This window comes from Spirulina subsalsa FACHB-351, from assembly GCF_026130165.1.
In the GTDB taxonomy this organism is placed as follows: Bacteria; Cyanobacteriota; Cyanobacteriia; order Cyanobacteriales; family Spirulinaceae; genus Spirulina_A; species Spirulina_A subsalsa_A.
In genome coordinates, this window is the sequence record NZ_JAIHOM010000086.1 from 1 (window position 1) to 22,634 (window position 22,634).

General features: G+C 47.8%; 16 protein-coding genes. 9 read left to right on the plus strand and 7 right to left on the minus strand.

From position 1 onward, the window contains the following. Positions 1–173: 173 nt before the first annotated feature. The 3 genes from K4A83_RS15845 (at position 174) to K4A83_RS15855 (ending at position 2,850) form a co-directional block, all read left to right on the plus strand. Complete coding sequence (locus tag K4A83_RS15845) at positions 174–740, plus strand: photosystem I assembly protein Ycf4 (protein WP_265265592.1); 567 nt, start codon at positions 174–176, stop codon at positions 738–740. 13 nt (positions 741–753) lie between these two features. After that, positions 754–1,506 carry a peptidylprolyl isomerase gene (locus K4A83_RS15850; RefSeq protein WP_265265593.1) on the plus strand — a complete coding sequence of 251 codons (753 nt, stop codon included), beginning with the start codon at positions 754–756 and terminating at the stop codon, positions 1,504–1,506. Between the two features lie 201 nt (positions 1,507–1,707). Then, positions 1,708–2,850 carry a beta-ketoacyl-ACP synthase gene (locus K4A83_RS15855; RefSeq protein WP_265265594.1) on the plus strand — a complete coding sequence of 381 codons (1,143 nt, stop codon included), beginning with the start codon at positions 1,708–1,710 and terminating at the stop codon, positions 2,848–2,850. A gap of 60 nt (positions 2,851–2,910) precedes the next feature. On the opposite strand, the gene K4A83_RS15860 is transcribed toward K4A83_RS15855, so the two are convergent. Further along, a complete protein-coding gene (locus K4A83_RS15860) occupies positions 2,911–4,752 on the minus strand; it encodes an ABC transporter ATP-binding protein (protein WP_265265595.1) in 1,842 nt (613 codons plus the stop codon). A 171-nt stretch (positions 4,753–4,923) separates the two neighbouring features. On the opposite strand from K4A83_RS15860, the gene K4A83_RS15865 reads away from it, so the two are divergent. Continuing rightward, positions 4,924–5,868, plus strand: coding sequence for a ribonuclease III domain-containing protein (locus tag K4A83_RS15865; RefSeq protein WP_265265596.1), 945 nt, complete (start codon positions 4,924–4,926; stop codon positions 5,866–5,868). 78 nt (positions 5,869–5,946) lie between these two features. On the opposite strand, the gene ctpA is transcribed toward K4A83_RS15865, so the two are convergent. Further along, a complete protein-coding gene (ctpA, locus tag K4A83_RS15870) occupies positions 5,947–7,224 on the minus strand; it encodes a carboxyl-terminal processing protease CtpA (protein WP_265265597.1) in 1,278 nt (425 codons plus the stop codon). A gap of 420 nt (positions 7,225–7,644) precedes the next feature. Between ctpA and petB the strand changes: the two genes are divergently transcribed. Both petB and petD read left to right on the plus strand, forming a co-directional pair. Continuing rightward, on the plus strand, positions 7,645–8,313 hold the full coding sequence (gene petB, locus K4A83_RS15875; RefSeq protein ID WP_017306983.1) for a cytochrome b6: 669 nt from the start codon (positions 7,645–7,647) through the stop codon (positions 8,311–8,313). A gap of 151 nt (positions 8,314–8,464) precedes the next feature. Continuing rightward, positions 8,465–8,947: a cytochrome b6-f complex subunit IV gene (petD, locus tag K4A83_RS15880; protein ID WP_265265598.1), complete on the plus strand. Its 483-nt coding sequence runs from the start codon at positions 8,465–8,467 to the stop codon at positions 8,945–8,947. 228 nt (positions 8,948–9,175) lie between these two features. Here the strand turns inward: petD and K4A83_RS15885 are convergent, their stop codons facing one another. Next, positions 9,176–10,513 (minus strand): ATP-binding protein, encoded by a 1,338-nt coding sequence (locus K4A83_RS15885; protein WP_265265599.1) that lies wholly within the window; start codon positions 10,511–10,513, stop codon positions 9,176–9,178. 364 nt (positions 10,514–10,877) lie between these two features. Between K4A83_RS15885 and K4A83_RS15890 the strand changes: the two genes are divergently transcribed. Further along, positions 10,878–11,684 carry a cell division protein FtsQ/DivIB gene (locus K4A83_RS15890; RefSeq protein ID WP_265265600.1) on the plus strand — a complete coding sequence of 269 codons (807 nt, stop codon included), beginning with the start codon at positions 10,878–10,880 and terminating at the stop codon, positions 11,682–11,684. Positions 11,685–11,743: 59 nt separating this feature from the next. On the opposite strand, the gene K4A83_RS15895 is transcribed toward K4A83_RS15890, so the two are convergent. Both K4A83_RS15895 and ruvC read right to left on the minus strand, forming a co-directional pair. Continuing rightward, complete coding sequence (locus K4A83_RS15895) at positions 11,744–15,385, minus strand: CHAT domain-containing protein (RefSeq protein ID WP_265265601.1); 3,642 nt, start codon at positions 15,383–15,385, stop codon at positions 11,744–11,746. Positions 15,386–15,857: 472 nt separating this feature from the next. Further along, positions 15,858–16,409, minus strand: a complete 552-nt coding sequence (ruvC, locus tag K4A83_RS15900) for a crossover junction endodeoxyribonuclease RuvC (protein ID WP_265265602.1) — start codon at positions 16,407–16,409, stop codon at positions 15,858–15,860. Between the two features lie 225 nt (positions 16,410–16,634). Between ruvC and K4A83_RS15905 the strand changes: the two genes are divergently transcribed. Further along, positions 16,635–18,053 carry a gluconeogenesis factor YvcK family protein gene (locus tag K4A83_RS15905; RefSeq protein WP_265265603.1) on the plus strand — a complete coding sequence of 473 codons (1,419 nt, stop codon included), beginning with the start codon at positions 16,635–16,637 and terminating at the stop codon, positions 18,051–18,053. Further along, a complete protein-coding gene (tsaE, locus tag K4A83_RS15910; RefSeq protein ID WP_265265604.1) occupies positions 18,050–18,511 on the plus strand; it encodes a tRNA (adenosine(37)-N6)-threonylcarbamoyltransferase complex ATPase subunit type 1 TsaE in 462 nt (153 codons plus the stop codon). The genes K4A83_RS15905 and tsaE overlap by 4 nt, the downstream gene beginning before the upstream one ends. A 53-nt stretch (positions 18,512–18,564) precedes the next feature. Here the strand turns inward: tsaE and K4A83_RS15915 are convergent, their stop codons facing one another. Further along, positions 18,565–19,728 carry a RuBisCO large subunit C-terminal-like domain-containing protein gene (locus tag K4A83_RS15915; protein ID WP_265265605.1) on the minus strand — a complete coding sequence of 388 codons (1,164 nt, stop codon included), beginning with the start codon at positions 19,726–19,728 and terminating at the stop codon, positions 18,565–18,567. 9 nt (positions 19,729–19,737) lie between these two features. Next, the gene (locus K4A83_RS15920) at positions 19,738–22,551 is read right to left on the minus strand and encodes an ATP-binding protein (protein WP_265265606.1); all 2,814 of its coding nucleotides are present in this window, start codon (positions 22,549–22,551) and stop codon (positions 19,738–19,740) included. Positions 22,552–22,634 lie beyond the last annotated feature (83 nt).

The following is a 22,634-nucleotide window of genomic DNA, read 5'->3' on the forward strand; positions in this document are numbered from 1 at the left end:
ACAAAACATTAAACTCTTGGGGGCGTGTGTAACCCGTCCCGAAAGCACCAACCTGCTATCTTGTTCGCTACTAGATAGAGTATCAGGTTAGGGCTAAAGCTCCGTCCTTTAGGGCGGAGAAGGTTACACTAGATAAGGTAAGTTTTCAAGCCTGAAGCGGCGATATTTCATAGATGACAGCAGAGACAATCAATAATAACGATTTGATATTACGCAAGGACATTTTAGGCTCCCGTCGGTTTAGTAATTACTTTTGGGCGGTAATTTCCGCTATTGGTGGAATTGGTTTCTTACTGGCCGGACTGTCGAGTTACTTCCGGGTGAACCTTTTAGTGGTCAGTGATACCAGTGGGTTAATTTTCTTCCCCCAAGGGGTAGCCCTTTTGTTTTATGGTTTAGCCGGAACCTCTGTCACCCTCTATCTTCTGACGGTGATCCTATTAGATGTGGGTGGTGGTTACAATGAGTTCAACAAAAAAACCGGACAGGTTAAAATTTTTCGCTGGGGTTTCCCCGGCAAAAACCGCCGCATCGAACTGGTGTATAAACTAGAAGATGTCCAGGCCGTGCGGGCGGAAATTCGGGACGGACTGAACCCGAAACGGGCGTTGTACTTACGAGTGAAAAAACAACGGGATCTCCCCCTAACAAGGGTTGGGGAACCGATGTCCTTGTCCGACTTAGAAAATCAGGGGGCTGAGTTAGCACGTTTTTTACAAGTTCCTCTCGAAGGACTCTAGTTCATACATACTGATGAAGACTATTCAAAAATCTTGGTTAAAATCCCTGTTGCTGGTGATGGTCGTGAGTGGTTTAATGTTGGCGGGTTGTGCTGATTCCGTGAACAACTCGACCCAAGCTAGTGCGGAAACCAATAATACAATTACAGCCCAAGCGAGCAATCCAGAAATGAGTACATTACCCAGATTAGAAGGCAAGGCCACTGTTGTGATGACGGTGAAAGGCTCTCCCATTACGATTGAGGTGGATGGGGACAACGCACCGATTACGGCGGGGAATTTCGTGGATCTGGTGAGCCGTGGGGTTTATGATAACCTTGTGTTTCACCGAGTAGTACGGGACCCTCAGCCTTTTGTGGTGCAGGGGGGAGATCCCCAAGGCAAAAACCCGAGTGTTGCGGTGAATCAGTTGGGAACCGGGAGTTTCGTGGATCCTGATTCGGGGCGGCCGCGTTATATTCCTTTGGAAATTAAACCCCAAGGAGCAGATGAACCTCTTTATAGTAAGACCTTTAAGCAGGCTCGGGTTTCTGGGGCTCCGGTGTTAAATCATACTCGGGGGGCGGTAGCCATGGCGCGTTCTCAGATGCCGGATTCGGCTTCGGCTCAATTCTATTTTGCTTTGGCGGATCTGTCTTTCTTGGATGGAGATTATGCGGTGTTTGGTTATGTGACGGAAGGGATGGATGTTGTGGATCGTATTCAACAAGGCGATCGCATTGATTCGGCCCGTGTGACCGCAGGTGCAGAAAATCTCAAGAGGTAATCCATTCTCGGATTATCCCCCCTAGCCCCCCTTTGGAAGGGGGGGACAATATCCCCCCTAACCCCCCTTTGGAAGGACAATATCCCCCCTAACCCCCCTTTGGAAGGGGGGGAAATATGAGGGGGAAATGCGGGATTAATTTGTTAGCCTTACCTATTGTCTGTTCCCTGTTCCCTGTTCCCCCCATTCCCCTGATCACCTATGAAAGTTGTTGTTACGGGAATCAGCCTCTGGTCTGCTTTAGGGAACTTAGAACAAAGTTGGCAAGCCCTACAACAGCATCAATCGGCGATTCGCCTACAACAACCTTTTGTAGAGCTTCCTGCCTTGCCCCTCGCCACAATTGGCAACACCCCTCTACAACTGCCGGATTTACTCTCACCCCTGCTCAAAGATGTTTTAGCGGATAGTGGTTTAGAACCTCCCCTCACCGATTGTGGGGTAGTGGTGGGATCGAGTCGTAGTTTTCAAGGGCTGTGGGAACAGTGGGCGCAACGGGATTATCTGGCTGCCCAATGGGAGGCCACAGCCTTCACCCCTTGGTTAGACACTTTACCCCATCAAGTGGCTTTAACCTTGGCTCGTTCTGTGGGCAGTCAGGGGGCGGTTCTCGCACCGATGGCGGCTTGTGCGACGGGAATCTGGGCGATCGCACGAGGTTATGAACTCATCCGCACGGGGGAGTATGAGCGCGTTTTAGTCGGGGCCGTAGAAGCCCCCATTACCCCCCTCACCTTGGCGGGTTTTGCCAAAATGGGGGCTTTAGCTACCACGGGCTGTTATCCGTTTGATCAACATCGGGAGGGATTAGTATTGGGAGAAGGGGGAGCGCTGTTGTTGTTGGAGTCGGCGGAATTGGCTCAACAGCGTCAGAAAACACCTTATGGGGAGATTTTAGGCTTTGGTGTGACGGCCGATGGCTACCATGTCAGCGCTCCCAATCCCCTAGGGAGTTCGGCCATGAGGGCGATTGAGAATTGTTTACAATCGAGTCACTTGAGGCCGGAGGACGTTGACTATATCCACAGTCACGGTACTAGCACCCCCTTAAATGATCAAAATGAGGCGCAGATTATGACCGCGTTGTTTCCCCCTGCGGTGTGGGTGAGTTCAACGAAGGGGGCAACGGGACACACTTTGGGGGCATCGGGGGCTTTGGGGGTGGTTTTTTCTCTGTTGGCTTTACGGGAGCAAATCCTTCCCCCCTGTGTGGGGTTGAGAGAATCGGCTTTTGCCCTTAATTTTGTGAATAAATGTCAGTCCTTTCCCCTGAATTATGCGCTGTGTCTTAGTTTTGGCTTTGGGGGACAAAATGGGGCGATCGCACTGGGTAGGGCTTGCTGAAAAACCTGGGGAGTCGGGAGTTGGAAATAATTATCAATTGTCAATTCTCAATTTCCCATCCTAATTTTGTTCAATCATCTGTAACTGATACAAACTGGCATATAATCCCCCTTGGGCTAATAACTCATCATGATTGCCCATTTCCACCACTTCCCCTTTCTTCAATACTAAAATCCGATCCACATTGCGAATCGTAGACAAACGGTGAGCAATAATAATAGCCGTTCGATTAGTTAATAACTTATCTAAAGCCTCTTGAATTAAGCGTTCCGTTACCACATCTAAACTCGCCGTTGCCTCATCCAACACCAAAATATGGGGATCTCGAATGGCCACCCGAGCAAAAGCTAGTAACTGTTTTTGTCCCCCAGAAAGATTTGTTCCTCGCTCCCTTAACTGGGTTTCATAGCCTTGGGGCAACTGTTCAATAAACCCAGCAATATTGGTAATTTCGGCTGATTTTTTAATCTGTCTAAACGGATAAGTTTCGCCCAGGGTAATATTGCGCTTCACATCCCCCGCAAAGAGAAAACTTTCCTGTAAAATTACCCCAATATAACGCCGTAATTCGGCTTGGGGAATCTCTCGGATATCCATCCCATCGACTAAAATTCGTCCCTCTGTGGGTTCATATAACCTACAAAGTAAACGAATAATAGAACTTTTTCCGGCTCCCGTTGGACCAACGAGGGCGATTTTCTCTCCGGGTTTAATCGTAAAGTTTAGATTTTTTAAAACATATTCACCGGGCTTGTAGTAAAAAGACACATTTTCAAAAGAAATTTCTCCCTTTTGCTCATCAGAAACTTGGGAGTAGGACATCAAAGAACGATCATAAGTATCTCGTTCTGAATCTCTAATTTCAATGGGTTGTTTAAGAATTTCATTCACCCGTTCAATGGCAGTAAAACCGGATTGAATCATGGTAAATTTTTCCGCAAATCGTCTTAAAGGGGAAAATAACCGTTGAGAATAGAGGATAAAAGCGGATAAAACCCCAAAACTTAAATAATCTCTTAATACTAGAACACCACCTAACCATAGAACTCCAGCAATGGCAACTAAGGCAATCCATTCTAAGGTTGCGGATACAGCAGAATCATGAAAAATTGTTTTATCGACCTCATCGCGATACCGTTCATTAATCACCCTAAATTTTTCTGTATTGAATCTTTCTCGCCTAAAGAGTTGAACCACATTAATTCCGGAAATATTTTCCGCTAACATGGAGTTGAGTTTAGATAGCTCATCTCGCGCTCGATAGTTTGCCTTGCGGTATTGTTGTTGAAAATAGATAATAAGGGCGGTGACAGGGACAAGCATTAAAATTAACATTAACGCCAGTTGCCATTGCAGTAGAAAAATCGCAATAACAATGACAATAATTGACACAAAATCGCTGACAATGCCAATTGCTCCCGTAGCAAAGACATCTCCTAATGCTTCTACATCGCTAGTAATTCGAGTGACTAACGCCCCGACTGGAGTCCGATCAAAGAAGCGGGAGGAGAGGGATAAAACGTGGGTAAATAAATCTTCTCGCACGCGGGCGGTAATTTCTTGTCCTACTTTTTGGACGAGATAACCTTGTAGGGAAGCAAAAGCTAAACGAATGACAATAGTTATTAGGAGAACTTGAATTAAAAAGTTGAGTCCTTCTCGGATAGAGAGTCCTTCTAGGATTCCCCAAGTTGATTCTTGTTGGAGGAGTGAAATGGCTTGTCCAATAATTAAGGGCTGAATTTCTCCTGCAACGGCAACGGGGATGAGTAAAAACATAGACAGCCAAAAAATTCCACTATTGGCGCGAGCATAGGGAATGAGTTTTAATAATAAACGCCAATCGCTTTCTCGGGGAGGTTTGGAGGGTATATCTGAGGCAGGGGGAGAAGATGCTGTCATGAAAACCTCGTAGAAGTTAGAAAACCGTCGAACCTAGGGGACCCAAAAACTACAGCTTAAATGCTACCGCAATTTGTGGGGGTTTGCAGGGAAGGGGTCGGGTTGCCGCGTGGGTTCGGGGGGACTAGGTTAGAATATAGGGTAGAATGCGCCCCTTGATCCCTAAATATTATGATGGACTGGAATCCTGCCCCAGTAGAAGAAAAGATTAGTCTGAAGTTTAAAAATCCCGAGGTGCTGTTTTTGGCGTTGAGTCATCCTTCCTATGCGAAACAGATTAATGCACCGGAAGAGAATAACGAGCGTTTGGCGGTGTTGGGGGGAATGATTACTCAAGGGGCGATCGCAGATTATCTTTATCATCGCTGTCCTTATCTTCAAGTGGCGAATTATAAAGGCTTGTTGGGTAAGTTGACAGAACCGGATCGTTTAACGAAAACTTGGTTTCAGTTAGGTTTAGGGGATTCCTACCCCTTTTTGGTGTTGACGGAAAAGCGGGCGGTTTTACGCCAAAAACAAGATAATCCCTTTGTGGATGGCTTTTATGCCTTAGTGGGGGCAATTCAGCTAGAGCGAGGGTTTTCTCAAACCAGTCACTGGATAGAAAAACATTTGATCGCTCCATTATTGCAACGTTATCTTAAGGATGAGACGGAACGGGTGGAGGGGGTGACACAGATTAAGTTTTTGGGGAATTCGGTGTTAAATGCGATCGCGGCGGATTATCTCTATCACCGTCTCCCCGGCGTTCCCGCGAAACGTTACCAAAGTTTTCAGAAATATCTCTTGAGTAAAGGTGCGATTGCTGGGTATAAAGACCAGTTACAGAGTGAGACGAAAAAGGGCTTTAAACAGGAGGTGGGGGAGGTGTATGAGGCTTTTTATCAGGAGAACCCCCGCAATGCCTTTAAGGAGACGCGAGACTGGTTTGTGAGCGAGTTTCTGGAGGAGGAGGAAGTCTTACGTTATGCGATCGCCCAACTCCTGCAAGACAAACATCCTCAAAAGTGGATTATCCGCACCGTATTAGGCTATGCCAGTAAGGATTATCAGGCCGGGCGAGAGCGTTTTCATGAACTCATGGATGAAGAAGCGGATACCAATCCAGAAAGTTAAGTCCAATATAGTGTCGGTTTTCATTAAGGTTAGGAGGTGAGAAGTTTGGGATGGGGATTTTACCCCGACCTGGCCTTTCTAAGGGGATTGCTTCAGAGCGCTCAAAGCGACTGGGGCCGAAGGAGAGGGACCATGAGTTAAAAGAGGAGCCATTAACTGAATGGCGGCTTGATATTGTAAATCTACCTCAGTCCCCACCTCATCTAATAGAATTGGGTCTTGATGTACAACTTGATCCGGCATAATCCCCAACTTGTGAATATCCTTATGATTGGGGGTTTCGTACTTCGCGACAGTAACAGCTAATCCTGAATCGTCGGGCAACTCAAAGAGGGATTGAATTAACCCCTTGCCAAAGGTTTTTTCTCCCACTAACTGAGCGCGGTGATTGTCTTGTAGGGCTCCGGCTAAAATCTCGCTGGCGCTGGCTGTGCCTTGATTGACCAATACCACTAAAGGCGCATTAGTGAGGGCGTTGTGTTCTGCATCAAAACTATCTAACATTCCCTGACGGTTCACTGTATAGACAATAGTGCTGTCATTAAGCCACAGACGGGCAATATCGACCCCCGCTTGGAGGAGGCCACCGGGATTGTTACGCAGGTCTAGAATAAAGCCTTGCGCCCCTTGTTGGCTGAGTTGGGCGATCGCATTTTTCAATTCTTGAGTCGCATTAGCACTAAACTGAGACAAACGCACATAGCCAATCGGCACAGTCGCCGTCTCCTCATCTAAACGAGCGTACACCGGATTTAATTCAATGCGATCGCGCCGAATCTCATAGGTCTGTTGTCCCGACTGCCCCGGCCGTTCCACAGTCAAACTCACATGAGTTCCCGTTTTCCCCCGCATCCGCATGGCCGCATCATCAAGCGCCATATTCCCCGTCGGCACCCCATCAATCGCCAAGATTAAATCCCCCGCTTGAATCCCCACAGCCGCCGCCGGAGATCCCGCAATCGGTGCCACCACCTCCAACTGATGGGTTTCTGGATTAAGGTCAATCTGTAATCCTACCCCCGACAACTCCCCAGAGGTACTCACCTGCAAACTCCGATACTGTTCCGGTCGCAACAAACGAGTAAACGGATCATCAAGAGTCCGCAACATCTCCTCAATCGCCTGATACGTCTCCTCTCGATCGTCAAAATGTCGCCGGAGGATTTTCTGGCGCAGTAACCACCAATTTTGACCATTAAACTGCTCATCTAAATAAGCCTGATTCACAATTCGCCAAGCTTGGAGGAACACCTTCTGATCCTCCGTAAACGCCGCCGCTTGGGGCATTCCCCCCAACCAGAACAACACAAACGTCACACTGATTAACAGTCCAACCCAAAAACCTCGTTTTCCCATGAGTGATCCGATCGAAAATTTAACCTTAATCTTCATAATACTTAATCAGGAGAGAAAGGAGAGGAAAGGTTTTGAAGGGGCAAGCCTTCCACTCTTCACAGGGGGACCAGGGACATGGGGCATGATTGACGGTTTACTCTGATTGTTCAAAGACGGCGCATCAGGACTACAGTTGACAAAAGGACAAACAGCCTGACTGGTCAGCAATCTTTTCCCCTCCCTGACCAAAAAGACCTAGCCTATAATCTCCTGCTCAGGTTTTCATGTTACATTTTTTAAAGAGGACATTCAGAAAACTCTACTTGACCCCGGATGCGATTAAAGTAGACCCTTGCCCTCCATCTTTATCGTTGTACAATCCAGTCTTGACTGGATTTGACCGTAACACAATCTTTTTATTGCCCTAGGAATTCTGGCTTCATGTTTACTAAGCAAGCAAGAGACTCAAAAGTTTATCAATGGTTTCAAGAACGCCTCGATGTGCAAGCACTTGAGGATGACATTACCAGTAAATATGTTCCCCCCCATGTGAACATCTTCTACTGCCTTGGGGGGATCACCCTCGTTTGTTTCGTGATCCAGTTTGCCACTGGTTTCGCCATGACCTTCTACTACCGTCCCACGGTAACAGAAGCCTTCAACTCTGTTCAATACATCATGACTGATGTGAACTTTGGCTGGTTGATTCGTTCTGTTCACCGTTGGTCAGCGAGCATGATGGTCTTAATGATGATCCTGCACGTCTTCCGCGTGTACCTCACCGGAGGATTCAAACGTCCCCGGGAATTAACTTGGGTGACAGGGGTTGTGATGGCTGTGATCACCGTTTCTTTTGGGGTGACAGGTTACTCTCTTCCTTGGGACCAAGTGGGTTACTGGGCGGTTAATATTGTGTCTGGCGTACCTGCGGCCATTCCCGTAGTCGGAGATCAACTGGTTGAACTGATGCGCGGTGGTGCTTCCGTTGGACAAGCCACCCTGAGCCGTTTCTACAGCTTACACACCTTCGTTCTGCCTTGGATGATTGCCGTCTTCATGTTGGCGCACTTCCTCATGATCCGCAAACAAGGCATTTCTGGTCCCCTCTAAATCCAGAAATCTTGTTACATCCCATAACAAGGACGATGTATTAACTAAGAGATTGAGTAAAATCAAATCAATTCCGATAGTTTCGTCCTGATCCATAGTCTTAACGGGCTAGTTCTCAATAACGATACGGTTTAAGGAGCAATTTTCCACCATGTCCAACTTAAAAAAGCCGGACTTAAATAATCCGGTCGTCCGCGCCAAAATTGCTAAAGGGATGGGTCACAACACCTATGGCGAACTGGCTTGGCCCAATGACCTGCTGTATGTGTTTCCCATCTGCATCATGGCCACCATTGCCTTGTGTATTGGGTTGGCTGTTTTAGACCCCGCCATGGTGGGCGAACCCGCTAATCCCTTTGCAACTCCTTTAGAGATTCTGCCGGAGTGGTATTTATACCCCACCTTCCAAATTTTGCGCATTGTCCCCAACAAACTGTTAGGGATTGCAGCCATGTCCAGTATTCCTTTAGGGTTAATTCTAGTTCCCTTTATTGAAAGTGTGAACAAGTTTCAAAACCCCTTCCGTCGTCCTGTGGCGATGGTTATTTTCCTCGCCGGGACTGCCATAACCCTCTGGTTAGGTGCTGGTGCAACTTTCCCCATTGCTGAATCTTTAACCTTGGGTTTGTTCTAGGGTTTGGTGTCAACCTTACCTTAGTTCATCTTAATTAAATGCCTAGAATCGTGGTTTATAGTCGATTCTAGGCATTTTTTCTGCGGTTCGTAGTTGCGCTTCAGCGCAGGCCACTGATAAAAGATAGAGCGATCGCCAAATCCTCGGTTCGTAGTTGCGCTTCAGCACAGACCACTGATAAAAGATAGAGCGATCGCCAAATCCTTACAAACTGTAGCGAATATTGCGCTATTTCATAGGAGATCCGGCTGATATTAAGGCTTTAAACTTGTCGGTTTCTGCCAAAGCAGGATTAATACCAAACCAGCGCCCTTGTTCATCCCGGTATTCAAAGACAAACATACTGCGCAACAGAATCTGATAGTCTTGCTCCCCACTGAGGTCTTGCTTTTTAACCACCTCCAAAATTAATTCCCACTCGTGGTCCTCGACGGCCAGAAGAATATCATCTCGATAGGCCCCGATGACGCTTTCTACACATTCTCGGGAAATGGGAGGGTCATCCTGCCGTAAACAGGTGAAGAGGAGGCCGAGTAAGTTCCGAATATGTCCCCCACTGACGCGACAGAGACGGTCGAGGGTGTCGGGATGGTCGAAGATAGTTGAAATCAGGGTTAAACGGGTTTCTGGGTCAAGATCGGGGAAGGCACGGGCTAAGACTAACTGACGAAGTAAACCCATGCCTTGGCTGTGTTTTTGCCCTTGGCGATTCTGTACGGGAACCATGGGTAAGATGGTGGGGGCAACTCCTCCCCCGAGACGGTTTTTCAGGGTTTGGTAGTCGTTGGAGAAAATCAGATTGAGGGGGATGGTATAGACGAGATGGCATTGTAAGCGCCGCAGTTGGGATTCCCGGTCAATAAAGAGGTGTTCTGGGAGCGATCGCGTGGAAGTGGCCGGACGGGGGGTAATACGGTCTAAGTTATCGACTATGACCACTAGCCCCTGTTTGCCTTGATATTGTAATTCTTGATTGCCCCGCTCTAGAATTTCTTGGTTAATGGCGCGTAAAATGCTCTCTGTGCGGGGTTCTAGGGATTGTTTGAGTTGTTCCCGTAGTTTGGGGTTTTCTTTGGTTTTGGCCGTAATCCGAGCAATGCCGAGGGATAATTCTGCTTCAGCATTGAGTTCTACGGGAACTTGGAGGAAGTCTTTCACTTCCTGAAACAGGTTTTGGAAATAGGCCGGTTTCAGGCGAACTCCGGCGTTTTCGAGACTTTCACTGACGGAACGGGCGATCGCCAATAAAATATCACTCACACTCACATCGGCCATATCTAAATCCCGACTCGATTCAAAATAGACCACATGAAAATCCTGTTCTTCTAAACGGGCTTTTAACCGTAACAATTCGGTAGACTTCCCGCAACCAATATGTCCGGTAAACAGTTGACAAGTCGGTTCATCGGGGGAGAGACGGGTAATGGTGCGTTCGAGCGCCTCCACCACTTTCCCCCCCCGCACGGCAGAAAAATCAATGTAGTATTGCCGTTCCTGTGGATTAGCTGAATTAATCGTCTTGCTTGGATTACAAGCCTTGAAAAACTGAAGTAGATGCAATTTCATGTCGAACCCTGATGCTGGTTTCTCTAAACAAGTTTGAGTGACCATAAATATTCCCAATTGTCAAGATTTATGCGTAATTTCCCTGATGATCGAAGTCTAGACGAGAAGATTGTCTAACCTCGCCCTGTTAGACAGACAACGGCCAAGTTGCTGAATGTCAAGATTATTTAACAGACTAACAGGGGATTATGACAAGTGTGTGAAATTTTGTGAACAAGGAGACAGCCCAGACTATTCTCTCTAGAAAGAATCAATTTGGGGAATTACTGCCCAATCTTTTAGACTTGGGATATGATGCTTGTATCAGCATAATGCCCCAAGTCAACGGACTTTTGACAGGATACAAAAAATCGTAGCCCCCTAGATGACTGTGATTGCGTCCATCTCCTCCAACGATTTAAAAAGTCGCCGACAACAGCTTAAACGCCGTCGCCAGGTCAAACTGATTCAGACCATTTGGCGATCGCTTTTTGTGGGTAGTTTAACAGGTGGTTTAGTTTGGGTGGTGACATTGCCCAATTGGGTGATTTATGAACCGGACCAGGTGGAGATTGAAGGCAATCACCTGCTGCCTGTGGCCGCCATTCGTTCCTTACTCCCGTTAGACTATCCCCAGCCCATCATAGAACTAGAACCGCAAAAGCTGACCCAAGAAATTGAGGCGATCGCACCCATTGCCAAAGCCACCGTCACCCGGAAGTTACTGCCCCCCAGTTTAACCGTCATCATCCAAGAACGTCGTCCCGTTGCGATCGCCCGTTCCTCCCAACCCTCCCACCACACCCCCGGAGAACTAGAAATGGGCTTTATTGATGCCGAAGGCGTTTGGCTACCCAAAAGCAGCTATGGCGACCTAGACAGCCTCCCAGACCCCCCTAAATTAGTCGTAGTCGGCCTAACCCATCTTCTCCTACCCTACTGGTCAGAAATTTATCAAAACGTCCAACGTTCCACCGTTCAAATCCAAGAGATTAATCTCCAATCCCCCGGTAACTTAACCCTCACCACCGAAATCGGCAAAGTTCATCTGGGAGCATATAACAGCAACCGTTTCCCCGAACAGCTGCGCGTCCTCGCCGAAATGCGCGACCTTCCCACCCACATTCAAGACCGCAAAATCCGTTATATCGACCTCAGTAGTCCCGATTCCCCCTCCATTGAATTAGATTGATAGGAAAACAGCCAAACACCCCCCAATCCTTTGTCAGGTGTGCCAGACAGATTAATCTTTCAATCCCCCATCCCTCGCCAATCCCCCGACGGAATAAACGCCGCCCAATAGTAAGGATGCCCATACCTCTCACTCCCTAACATCCCCAACTGCACCTGACGCAGCGCCTCCCCTCGCCCCTCGCCCCTCAAAACCCGCTCATAATACCCCACCATAAAATCCTTTGTCCCCCCATCCGACACAGCCCACAAACTCATCACCTGACTCTGGGAACCCGCCATCACCAGCGCCCGACGCAACCCATAAACCCCCTCCCCATTATTCACCTCACCTATCCCCGTCTGGCAGGCCGACAGCACCACCAACTGAGTCCCCCACAAATTCAACCCCGCCACCTCCAACGCCGTTAAAACCCCATCCTCGCCCCCACTGCGACGCTTATTAAACCCCGCTAAGGCCAAACCAGAACGCAACAGGGAACTTTCTACAGGGCGGAACAGAGGCAGAGCTTGCCCAGATGAGACTCGTCGAGTCGAGGGTGTGAGTGATTCTAAATCCGGCAAGAAAAAGCCATGAGTCGCCAAGTGAAAAATCCGAGGGGATGGAGTTTGTTTCACCACATTTTCCGTCGCTCCATTCCCAGTTAACACCAGCGCATCGCGGAGTAAATTGGCCAACACCTGACCCTCCTCAGCAGCACCCGGAAGAGAATCCACCGTCAATTGAGCTAAATCAATGGAACGTTGAGCCTCTCCCCCTCCCCGACTGGCCACTATTCTAGGAGGATTGGCTTGGATATAATCAGGATTCGCCACAATCAGAGGGGGGTTTTGGCTGGGTGGAGAATATTGCAAGCGGATTAAATCCCGTCCTGTGGTGAGGTAGGTAATAGAGTAATTTTCCACAAGATACTGTCCCTTTTCATCCACCAAAGCCGCAAAAGGTAGTAAGTTTAACTGTCCATCAGGAGAAATAAGGAATTGCTTAGTATTGCCCAATTGAGCGCGAATCGGCTCCATCAAGACTTTATCCAACTCCCGCGCTAGAGGCTTAACAGAAGCTTCCGGGGAACGAGTGCGAGTCGTCAGGGCGCGGTGAACCCGCACTCTGAGCGCATCAATGGGTTCTGTCGGCCCCAAGTCCACCCATTGGGGGTTTCCGGTAGATTGGAGCAGATAAGCCCCATAGTGAGGTTCTCCCCACTGTTCTCCCCGCGCTGCTTTGGGGTTAAAAGGTCGATAAACCACCAGTTCAATTAAAGCCGCATCATGGGGAATTAAGGCTTGAATCGCTTCAATGGTAACGGGTGCTGTTTGTAAGCGAAATTCTGCACTATTACGGGCGAGTTGGGCTTCTAGTTCATTGGCTTGGGTTTGCAGTTGGCTGAGTTGTTGGCGATATTGTTCGGGGGGAAGGGTAGCGGGGGGATTAAAGGTGAGAGCGGCCAGTTGGGAACGGGTGTCAGTTAGGTTATCGAGGAGTGGTTGATTAGCAGGGGTGAGGTGTTGGCGGAGGGTTTGCAGGTTATTCGTAACCGCTTCGAGAATGCGTCCTTTACGGCGGAGGAGGGTAGTTAGGGCGAGTTGTGCCGCTTCAAGGTCATTGGGGGCAGTTTGCAGGTGGAGGGAGATGGCTCTATCCGTTGTCCCAGAGAGAGTATTCATATAATCCTGTTTTTGGGATTCTGAACCTACAGCAAGGATGAAATCAAGGTTGTGTTCTTCTACGTCTAATCCTTGACGAAGGAAGTTAACCGCAGGACTAATATTGCCTTGGGATTCATATAATCCGGATAAATTATTGAAGCCACTTGCTAGAGCAGGATGTTCTGCTCCTAATAGGCGTTTCCATATTTCTGAGGCTTCAATATATAAGGGTTCAGCTTCTGCGTATCTACCTTGGGAACTGTACAATAATGCTAAGTTATTGAGGCTAGTGGCGATCGCAGGATGTTCTGCTCCTAATAGGCGCTTCCTCATTTCTAAGGCTTCAATATACAAAGGTTCGGCTTCTGCGTATCTGCCTTGGGAATAGTACAATAATGCCAGGCTGTTGAGGCTGATTGCTACATCAGGATGTTCTTCTCCTAATAGGCGCTTCCTCATTTCCAAGGCTTGAATATTTAGGGGTTCGGCTTCTGCGTATCTACCTTGGGAATAGTACAATCCTGCCAAGTTGTTGAGGCTGGTTGCTACAGCAGGATGGTCTTCTCCTAACAAGCGTTTCCATATTTTTAATGCTTGAATATGTAGGGTTTCGGCTTCTGCATATCTCCCTTGGAAACTGTACAATTCTGCTAAATTATTGAGGTTGGCGGCTACATCAGGATGTTCTGCTCCTAATAGACGTTTCCTCATCTCCAAGGCTTGAATATACAGAGGTTCAGCTTCCGGGTATCTCCCTTGGGATTTATACAATACTGCCAAGTTGTTGAGACTGGTTGCTACAAGAGAATGTTCTAGTCCTAACAGGTCTTGATACATCTCCAATGCTTGAATATGAAGAGGTTCAGCTTCTGTGTATCTGCCTTGGGATTGGTACAATGCCGCCAAGTTGTTGAGGCTGGTGGCTACATCAGGATGTTCTTCTCCTAACAGGCGCTTCCTCATTTCCAAGGCTTGAATATACAGGGGTTCGGCTTCTGCATATCTGCCTTGGGAATAGTACAATCCTGCCAAGTTGTTCAGGCTGATTGCTACATCAGGATGTTCTTCTCCTAACAGGCGCTTCCTCATTTCCAAGGCTTGAATATACAGGGGTTCGGCTTCTGCGTATCTGCCTTGGTATAAGTACAATAATGCCAAATTGTTGAGGCTGATTGCTACATCAGGATGTTCTTCTCCTAACAGGCGCTTCCTCATTTCCAAGGCTTGAATATACAGGGGTTCAGCTTCTGCGTATCTGCCTTGGTATAAGTACAATAATGCCAAATTGTTGAGGCTGATTGCTACATCAGGATGTTCTTCTCCTAACAGGCGCTTCCTCATTTCCAAGGCTTGAATATACAGGGGTTCGGCTTCTGCATATCTGCCTTGGTATAAGTACAATAATGCCAAATTGTTGAGGCTGATTGCTACAGCAGGATGTTCTTCTCCTAACAGGCGCTTCCTCATTTCCAAGGCTTGAATATACAGGGGTTCAGCTTCTGCGTATCTGCCTTGGTATAAGTACAAAAGTCCCAAATCATTGAGGCTGCTGGCTACATCGGGATGTTCTTCTCCTAACAGGCGTTTATACATCTCCAAGGCTTGAATATACAGGGGTTCGGCTTCTGCATATCTGCCTTGAGACTGGTACAAAAGTGCTAAATTGTTGAGGCTACTAGCTATATCAGGATGTTCTTGTCCTAACAGGCGTTTATACATCTCCAAGGCTTGAATATACAGGGGTTCAGCTTCTGCATATCTCCCTTGAGAATCATATAATATTGCCAAGTTGTTGAGGCTGGTGGCTACATCAAGATGTTCTATTCCTAACACCTGCTGGCGAATAGCTAAGGCTCTCTGAGCAAGGGGAATGGCTTCTTCATATTTCCCCTCTTGATAAAGTTGAATCACTTGCTGATTGAGTGCTTCGGCTTCGGTGAGTCGGGTATCTTGAGGGATAGACTGAACGGGGGGAGTTTGGGCGAGAAGTGGGGGGATAAAGCTGCCCCAGAGTCCTACTGTTGTCAGGAATCCTAACCAAATACTTGATTTCATTGCCCCCTCCTTAATAGATGCTTGCTCAAACATCGCTTTAAGTATGGCAACTCTACTCTGGAATGTCGAGGCAATTCTTAATTATTTTTGTTAAATTTATGTAAGTTTGATGGCAAATTTTAAATAGTTATTTATTCAATTTGGTTTAACCTATTTAGTCCATTTTTCATTTGAAAAATGACAGATTTTGTGAAAAAAGTGTGCCAAAGTTGATTCAATTGTTGTTATATAGCGAACCTATCTGAGTCGTGCAAAAAAGGCTCGCCTGGAATCGACATAGGACAATAGCCCAGAGTTCACGTCTCATTAGGACTAGCTATAGAGCGTTCCCATTTGAGTTTTGTAATCCACAAGGGAAAGCAAAGGAAACAGGGAATAGGTAATAGGGAATAGGGAATAGTATACAAGGGTTACAAGGAGCTTGAAGTATTATGAGAAACTTCTCTGAGAGTTGATTAATGATTTGGAAACGCTATATCCCAGAAAACCAAGCGGTTAACGCTAGGGCTAAAGCATCGGCTGCATCATCGGGTTTCGGATACTGTTCTAACTCCAACTCTCGCGCCACGGCGGCTTGTACCTCCTGCTTGTCGGCGTTGCCATACCCTGTGAGGGCTTGCTTGACCTGTGCTGGGGTGAACTCCAGATAGGGAACATTATGCTGGGCGAGAACTAACAATACTACCCCTCGGGCCTGTGCTACGAGGATGGTGTTGCTCATGCGATAAAAAAAGAACTTTTCAATGGCGACTAAATCCGGTTGGATTTCGGTTAACAGGGTGTGTAGATCCTCGTAGATGGTGGAAAGGCGTTGACCGATGGGGGTTTTTTTCGGCGTTTCTATGACTCCAAAATCCAATAATTGTACGGGTTTCTGGTCAGACCTTGCGGAAACAGGAGTGAGGGGGACATTCCGACAGTGAATTGACCCGAAACCCAACTGGGCTAAACCGGGGTCAATGCCTAAAATCGTTTGTTCTGTTCGCGTAGTATCTCGTAGAGAAGGGGTTGTAGACAATGCCATTTGCTCTTTTAACGATTCCTGCCTAAGATTGCACTTAAAACTTTACACTCCTATCCGGCACAACCTGCTTCTAAGACTGTAGCCCGAACTATTTACCTTTAGGACATCTTGAGGATTTATGTAAACTGGGTCAAAGGTTGGCTTTCTAGCTCAAGATTGCCGCTAAAACGTCCTGATCGGTACACTGTCACTCTGCTGAACACACTCCGTTAGTTATCATTTACTATGTCCATTGGTCTAATCGAACAAGCATTACGCAATCTCAGACTCGAAAAAAGCCATTTGGCGGCAGTGAGTCGGCGCACTCCGAAGGAAATGAACCACTGGTTTAAGTGGCTGGCTCCGGGGATTCTCATTAAACGTTGGCTGTTGATTAGTGTCACGGGGTTTGTCCTGACGGTTTTAGGGATTGCTATTTGGGTGGGACTCACGCCAATTTACCGCCTGATGTGGTTTTTTTCGGAAATTTTGGAGTTAATTGCTCGGATTTTGCCGAGTTATATCTCTGGACCGGTGGCGGTGGTGTTGGGGGTTTTTTTGCTGTTTTGGGGACAGACGCGCAGTTTCGGCACGATTACGGAGGTGTTAAATCCGGGGAGTGAACAACGCTTGATTGATGCGTTGATGACTCGTCGTCGTCTCAATCGGGGGCCGCGTATTGTGGCCATTGGGGGGGGGACGGGTTTATCTACGCTGTTGCGGGGTTTGAAGGAGTATAGTGCGAATATTACGGCGATTGTGACGGTGGCGGATGATGGGGGGTCTTCTGGACGTTTACGGCGGGAGATTGGGGTGTTGCCGCCGGGGGATATTCGGAATTGTGTGGCGGCTTTGGCGGATGAGGAGAAGTTATTAACGGAGTTGTTTCAATATCGCTTTAATGCGGGGGATGGCTTGTCGGGTCATAGTTTTGGCAATTTGTTTTTGACGGCGATGAGTGAGATTACGGGGGATTTGGAACAGGCGATCGCAGCCAGTTCCAAAGTCTTGGCGGTGCGTGGCCGGGTCTTGCCTGCGACGCTTTCAGATGTGCGACTTTGGGCGAAAATGGCCGATGGTCGTTGGGTGGAAGGGGAGTCGAAAATTCCCCAAGCGGGGGGCAAAATTGTAGAGATTGGCTGCACCCCAGAACACCCCCCGGCTTTACCTGCGGCGATTCGGGCCATTGAGGAGGCGGATTTTATTATTATGGGGCCCGGGAGTCTCTACACCAGTGTGATTCCTAATTTGTTGGTGCCGGAAATTCGAGCGGCGATCGCAAAAACCAAAGTCCCCCGCATTTATGTTTGTAATATCATGACCCAACCGGGAGAAACCGATAGTTATACCGTTGCCGACCATATTCGCGCCATTGACCGCGTTTGTGGAAAACGGTTATTTGATGCCGTCGTCGTCCACCGTCGCACCCCCTCCGCCCACACCCTGATCCGTTATGCTCAAGACAATTCCCATCCCGTATTCTTAGATCGGGAGGAAGTCGGCAATTTAGGACGGCGCATTGTAGCCGCGAATATCATGGATGAAGATGGAGAAACAGGCTATGTGCGCCATGATCATCAACGATTAGCCAAGGTGCTAATCCGTTGGTATGGCCGCACCCACGGCATTAAGTTTGCCGATGATCAATTAACGGTAGAAGGATGAGGGATACTGTGGAGGATAAAATTGAGCTACCAGATTGCGATTTAGCGGCTTTACAAGCTTTTGGCCGTCGTTTGGGGGAAACTATCCCCCCCGCCACTATTCTCCTGTTATCCGGGGAGCTAGGGGCAGGAAAAACCACATTTGTTCAAGCATTGGGGGAAGGTTTGGGCATTAAAGAACCCATTTTAAGCCCGACCTTTACCCTGATTAATGAATATGTGGAGGGGCGTTTACCTTTGTATCATATAGATTTGTACCGCTTACAGCCCCAAGAAGTGGAATCTTTAGCCTTAGAAACCTATTGGGATGGCATCGAAGTAGAAGCGGGAATTACGGCCATTGAGTGGGCCGAACGTCTGCCGGAGTTACCCCCACGTTATTGGTCGATTACCCTATATTCTGCGCCCCACAATACCCGTCGATTGTTGTTTGAGAAAGTGGGATACAGTGAACAGTGAAATGTGGGAATTAATAATTGATAATTATTAATTGTTCCCTATTCCCTAACCTTTCAAGCACTTCCCCATTTTTCCACCGCCCGCTTTAACGCCCCCTCGGGTAAACTAGCCAAGTCAAAAGCTCCCCCCCCTTGTAATCGTTCCCAAGCCTCAAAAAAGGCGCGTACCCCAGCGGCCGGACCTTCGGGATGATCCATAATCCCTGTGCCTGCATTGAGAATCACATCCGGGCCGTAATCTTGAATCACTTGGGGTAAAATGCCCGGATGAATGCCCGCCGAAGGAACCGGGAAAACATTGCGCTGGCGGAGAATTTGGCAGATTTTCGCTTCTTCTTGGGGGTCAAAGGGTAAACTGCCATAGTGAGCAGGATACAGCACCGCATCGGCTCCCCCGTGCGCCATGAGAGTCCCCAAAACCACACTATAGGCTAACCCGGTATGGGGAGCAGCACAGAGCGCGCCCGCAAAGGCCGGATGAGCAAAGATGGGAACGTTAATTTCTGGGTCGCTGGCTAAGGTATCAAGGACAGAAAAGCCGTAGGTGAGGACGTTTAACAACAGGGCGTTTGCCCCTTTCCAAACCAGTTTACGAGCATTCTTGATTAAGTCCTCGGCTGACCCGGTAACATTCACAGCATAGAGGACGGTGCGACCCGTTTTGGCTTTTACCTCGTGGATAACTTCTAAACAAGCTTCTAAGCGTTTTTTCGTGGGGGCAATGTCCAAATTAGGCAGGATTTCATCATCTTTGATGATATCAAGGCCGGCATGGGCGACTTGAGAAAAAATCAGGGCATGATCTTCTGGGGAGAGTCCAAGGGCGGGTTTAAAAATGGCCATGATGAGGGGGCGATGGGGAACTCCTAAACGTTCCCGAATGCCACTCATTCCCACCGTGGGTTCTTTGCCGTAGTGTTGGGGTAAGCGCAGGTCAATGATTTTGCCTTGTCCTGCCATGGAATATTTGCCGAAAATCATGGTGAGTAGGCTGGCGATATCCCCTTCTACGTTGCTTTCGGGAAAGTGGATGGTGGCGGTGCTTCCGGTGTCATCTTCTACTACGTTCACGACTTGGGCGAGGTGAGCGCGTAAGCTTTCTTCGCGGTGGGAAAAGCGCCCGTCCCATGTGCCGACGGTTTGACCTACGGCAATCATTTTAGCTTGTTTATGGACATCAACTCCCAAGGGAAAGCGGTAGTCAACTTCTATGGTCATGGGTTTTGATTAAATCGGTAAACGGATAATAAAGATCGTACCTTGACCGGGTTTAGAGGTCATGTTGAGCGTTCCCCCATGTTTTTCTATGATAATTTGTTGTGCGATCGCCAAACCTAACCCCGTACCCTTGCCCACCGCTTTCGTCGTGAATCCCTGCTCAAAAATATGGTCTTGGGTTTCCGCAGACATCCCTAAACCATTATCCCCAATGGTGATCATCACCTGTTTCCCCTGCACTTGGGTTTGAATCGTGATCTGATTAGGATTGGTTTCCAAATAGCCAAAACTTCGCCCCACACTAGCCTCATCAAGGGCATCAATAGCATTGGCAATCAAGTTCATAAACACTTGATTTAATTGCCCTAAAAAACAGTTCACCGGGGGAATATCCCCATAATTCCTCAACACTTGAATGGCCGGGCGTTTGACATTGGCTTTCAAGCGGTATTTTAAAATTAACAGTGTGCTATCGAGTCCTGCATGAAGATCCGCACTAATTTTTTCGTGGGTATCTCCTCGGGAGAAGGTGCGCAAACTTTTACTAATCGAACCAATACGGTCAATCGCCCCCTGCATTGCTTGGAGCAGTTGGGGTAAATCCTCCCGGATGAAGTCTAACTCAATCTCCTGATGATGAACTGCAATCACTCGCCCCCCATCTCCATAATGTTGTTCATAAAGGTCTAGGTGTTCCAGTAAGTCCTGCATATAGTCCTTCGTATTTTGAATACTCCCTTGTAAGAAACCGAGGGGATTATTAATTTCGTGGGCAACTCCAGCGACCAAATTCCCCAAGGAGGCCATTTTTTCGCTCTGAATAATTTGTAATTGGGCTTCCTGCAAGTTTGTTAGGGCGGTTTGGGTGGTTTGGTACAGTCGAGCATTTTCGAGGGAAATGGCGGCCTGAGTACAGAGGAAGTTTAAAATCAGCAGGTGATCTGAACTAAACACACCACTAGCTAGACGATTTTCTAGATAAACAATGCCGATAAGTTGGGTTTGATTAACTAGGGGCAAACAAAGGATACTCTTCGGTTGTTTTTCTAGTAGATAATCCCCCCAAATGGGCAAGTCTGTTTTAAGATCATCAATCACAACGGGATGTTGTGTATTTTGGACATATTGAATCAACTCTAAGGGCATCTGAGCCCCATCATTGAGGGCTAAATTACAGAGTTCTGTTTCCTCTGGGGTGGCGATGGCGCGCAGTTGCCAGCCTGTCTCTGGGGTGCTTAAGAGTAACAGGCAGCGATCGCCCCCTGAATGTTGGAGAATGATCCGGGTCAGTTGATTCAGCAAGCTTTCCAGTTCTATGTTACTCGATAACGCTTGGGCTGCTTTGAGGATAGCCACAAAATCCAACACTGTGTTAATGCTAGAAGAACTCGAAGAAGGACTACTTGACGGAGGATTGAATGAACCCACACTTAAGGTAGCGAGAGTGTCCAAGGCGTTAAAACTGGGAATTTTAGGTTGGAGGATGGGGTGGAGCAAGTCGGGATAGCGCGCTTCTAACTGTTCGGTTTTAGCCTTCGCGCCCCAGCGTGAATAACTATAATAAGCCTCCTGCATATAAACGGCTGCGATTTTCTCTTTCCCCCAAGCGCGATAAAAGCGGGCGGCACATTCACAAGCTAGGGCTTCTTCCTGTACATAATTATGTTCTTTTGCTCCGGCAATCGCCCGTTCATAAGCTTCTAGAGCGGCCGCTGACTGCCCCAAGACGCGGTATTTCTCGGCCTCAATCAGGTCTACCTTATGTTGATGATTCATGGGGGCATATTGGGCCCAGTGGTCTTTGAGGTGGGTTAAATTGTGGGCGACACGCTCCAATAATCGGGCTTGTTGTTCCACAGAACCATTAAATTGGGCTAAAGCCAACAGGGAATCATAGAAATAAAAGGCCGGTTCTCCCATTGTTCCCACACCGCCTATAAAGTGGGTTTTTAGCTCGGTACTGTACCTTTGGGCTACTTCCAACTGCCCAAATAAATAGGCCAGCATGAGTTTATAAAGGTAGAAGAAATACAGTCCGAATAAATCATGGGCGGCCAAAAGTTTCGGTAAGAGGGTTTCCGGTTGGTCGTCATTCTCGGTTAAAATGCTGGGGTGCTTTCTGCCTTCCATTAAATTCAAAATGGAACGCCAATAAATCCAACAATAATCGGCGGTGGCTTGTTGGTGTAATTGCTTCAGGGCGTGATAATAGCCATAGGTTTCCCGTTCCAAGGTTGTTAAGGGTTGACCCCCCCAAAAGGCATTGATGCAGAAGGTATAGGCACTTCGTCCAGCAAAGTCTAAGTTCCCCACTTCTAAGGCGATTTTGTAACCTTCTTTGGGTAAGTTTAGGGTGTCTTGGGCTAAAAATTGGCGATGGAGGATAAATAAACCGACTGTTGCTAAGGGTTCCGGTTTAACGGCTTTAATATCCAGTTGATTGGCCACGGTGAGGGCTAACTGACCAAATTTCACGCCGTTTTCCACATCCCGCAAGATATTACAGACCAGAAAACCATAGCAAGCGTAGCTAAAGGGAGAGGTCGCCCCATGACCATGGAGAATGGAAAGTTTAACGGCCGAACAAACCAGGACAGGGAAGAGGGAAGACCCTGTAATGTAGGTGGCGGGGATGATACTATTGCCAATCTGTAGGGCGGCGAGGGTTTCCCTTTGGGTCATAACGGGGAGGTGAACTAAATCTAGCACGTCGCGATCGCCAATTAACGCTTGAATCTCTCCTGTATAGCCTTGCAAGTCTTCCTCGGTAGGGGATGGGGTTGACAACTCCCCGCCGTAAACGGTCGGGGATTCTCGTGTCACAGGGAGACTCTAGCTGGAGTATAAACTCCAACCCCGATATCTTTACCCTCGACGAGCGTTGATACGGTCTGCCCGACCGCATT

Coding starts and splice junctions, on each gene's coding strand:
- K4A83_RS15915 (WP_265265605.1), bottom strand. CDS start 19,728: ATGACCATAGAAGTTGACTACCGCTTTCCCTTGGGAGTTGATGTCCAT.
- tsaE (WP_265265604.1), top strand. CDS start 18,050: ATGAGGGATACTGTGGAGGATAAAATTGAGCTACCAGATTGCGATTTA.
- ctpA (WP_265265597.1), bottom strand. CDS start 7,224: ATGGGAAAACGAGGTTTTTGGGTTGGACTGTTAATCAGTGTGACGTTT.
- K4A83_RS15845 (WP_265265592.1), top strand. CDS start 174: ATGACAGCAGAGACAATCAATAATAACGATTTGATATTACGCAAGGAC.
- K4A83_RS15850 (WP_265265593.1), top strand. CDS start 754: ATGAAGACTATTCAAAAATCTTGGTTAAAATCCCTGTTGCTGGTGATG.
- K4A83_RS15855 (WP_265265594.1), top strand. CDS start 1,708: ATGAAAGTTGTTGTTACGGGAATCAGCCTCTGGTCTGCTTTAGGGAAC.
- petD (WP_265265598.1), top strand. CDS start 8,465: ATGTCCAACTTAAAAAAGCCGGACTTAAATAATCCGGTCGTCCGCGCC.
- K4A83_RS15905 (WP_265265603.1), top strand. CDS start 16,635: ATGTCCATTGGTCTAATCGAACAAGCATTACGCAATCTCAGACTCGAA.
- K4A83_RS15895 (WP_265265601.1), bottom strand. CDS start 15,385: ATGAAATCAAGTATTTGGTTAGGATTCCTGACAACAGTAGGACTCTGG.
- K4A83_RS15865 (WP_265265596.1), top strand. CDS start 4,924: ATGATGGACTGGAATCCTGCCCCAGTAGAAGAAAAGATTAGTCTGAAG.
- petB (WP_017306983.1), top strand. CDS start 7,645: ATGTTTACTAAGCAAGCAAGAGACTCAAAAGTTTATCAATGGTTTCAA.
- K4A83_RS15860 (WP_265265595.1), bottom strand. CDS start 4,752: ATGACAGCATCTTCTCCCCCTGCCTCAGATATACCCTCCAAACCTCCC.
- K4A83_RS15885 (WP_265265599.1), bottom strand. CDS start 10,513: ATGAAATTGCATCTACTTCAGTTTTTCAAGGCTTGTAATCCAAGCAAG.
- ruvC (WP_265265602.1), bottom strand. CDS start 16,409: ATGGCATTGTCTACAACCCCTTCTCTACGAGATACTACGCGAACAGAA.
- K4A83_RS15890 (WP_265265600.1), top strand. CDS start 10,878: ATGACTGTGATTGCGTCCATCTCCTCCAACGATTTAAAAAGTCGCCGA.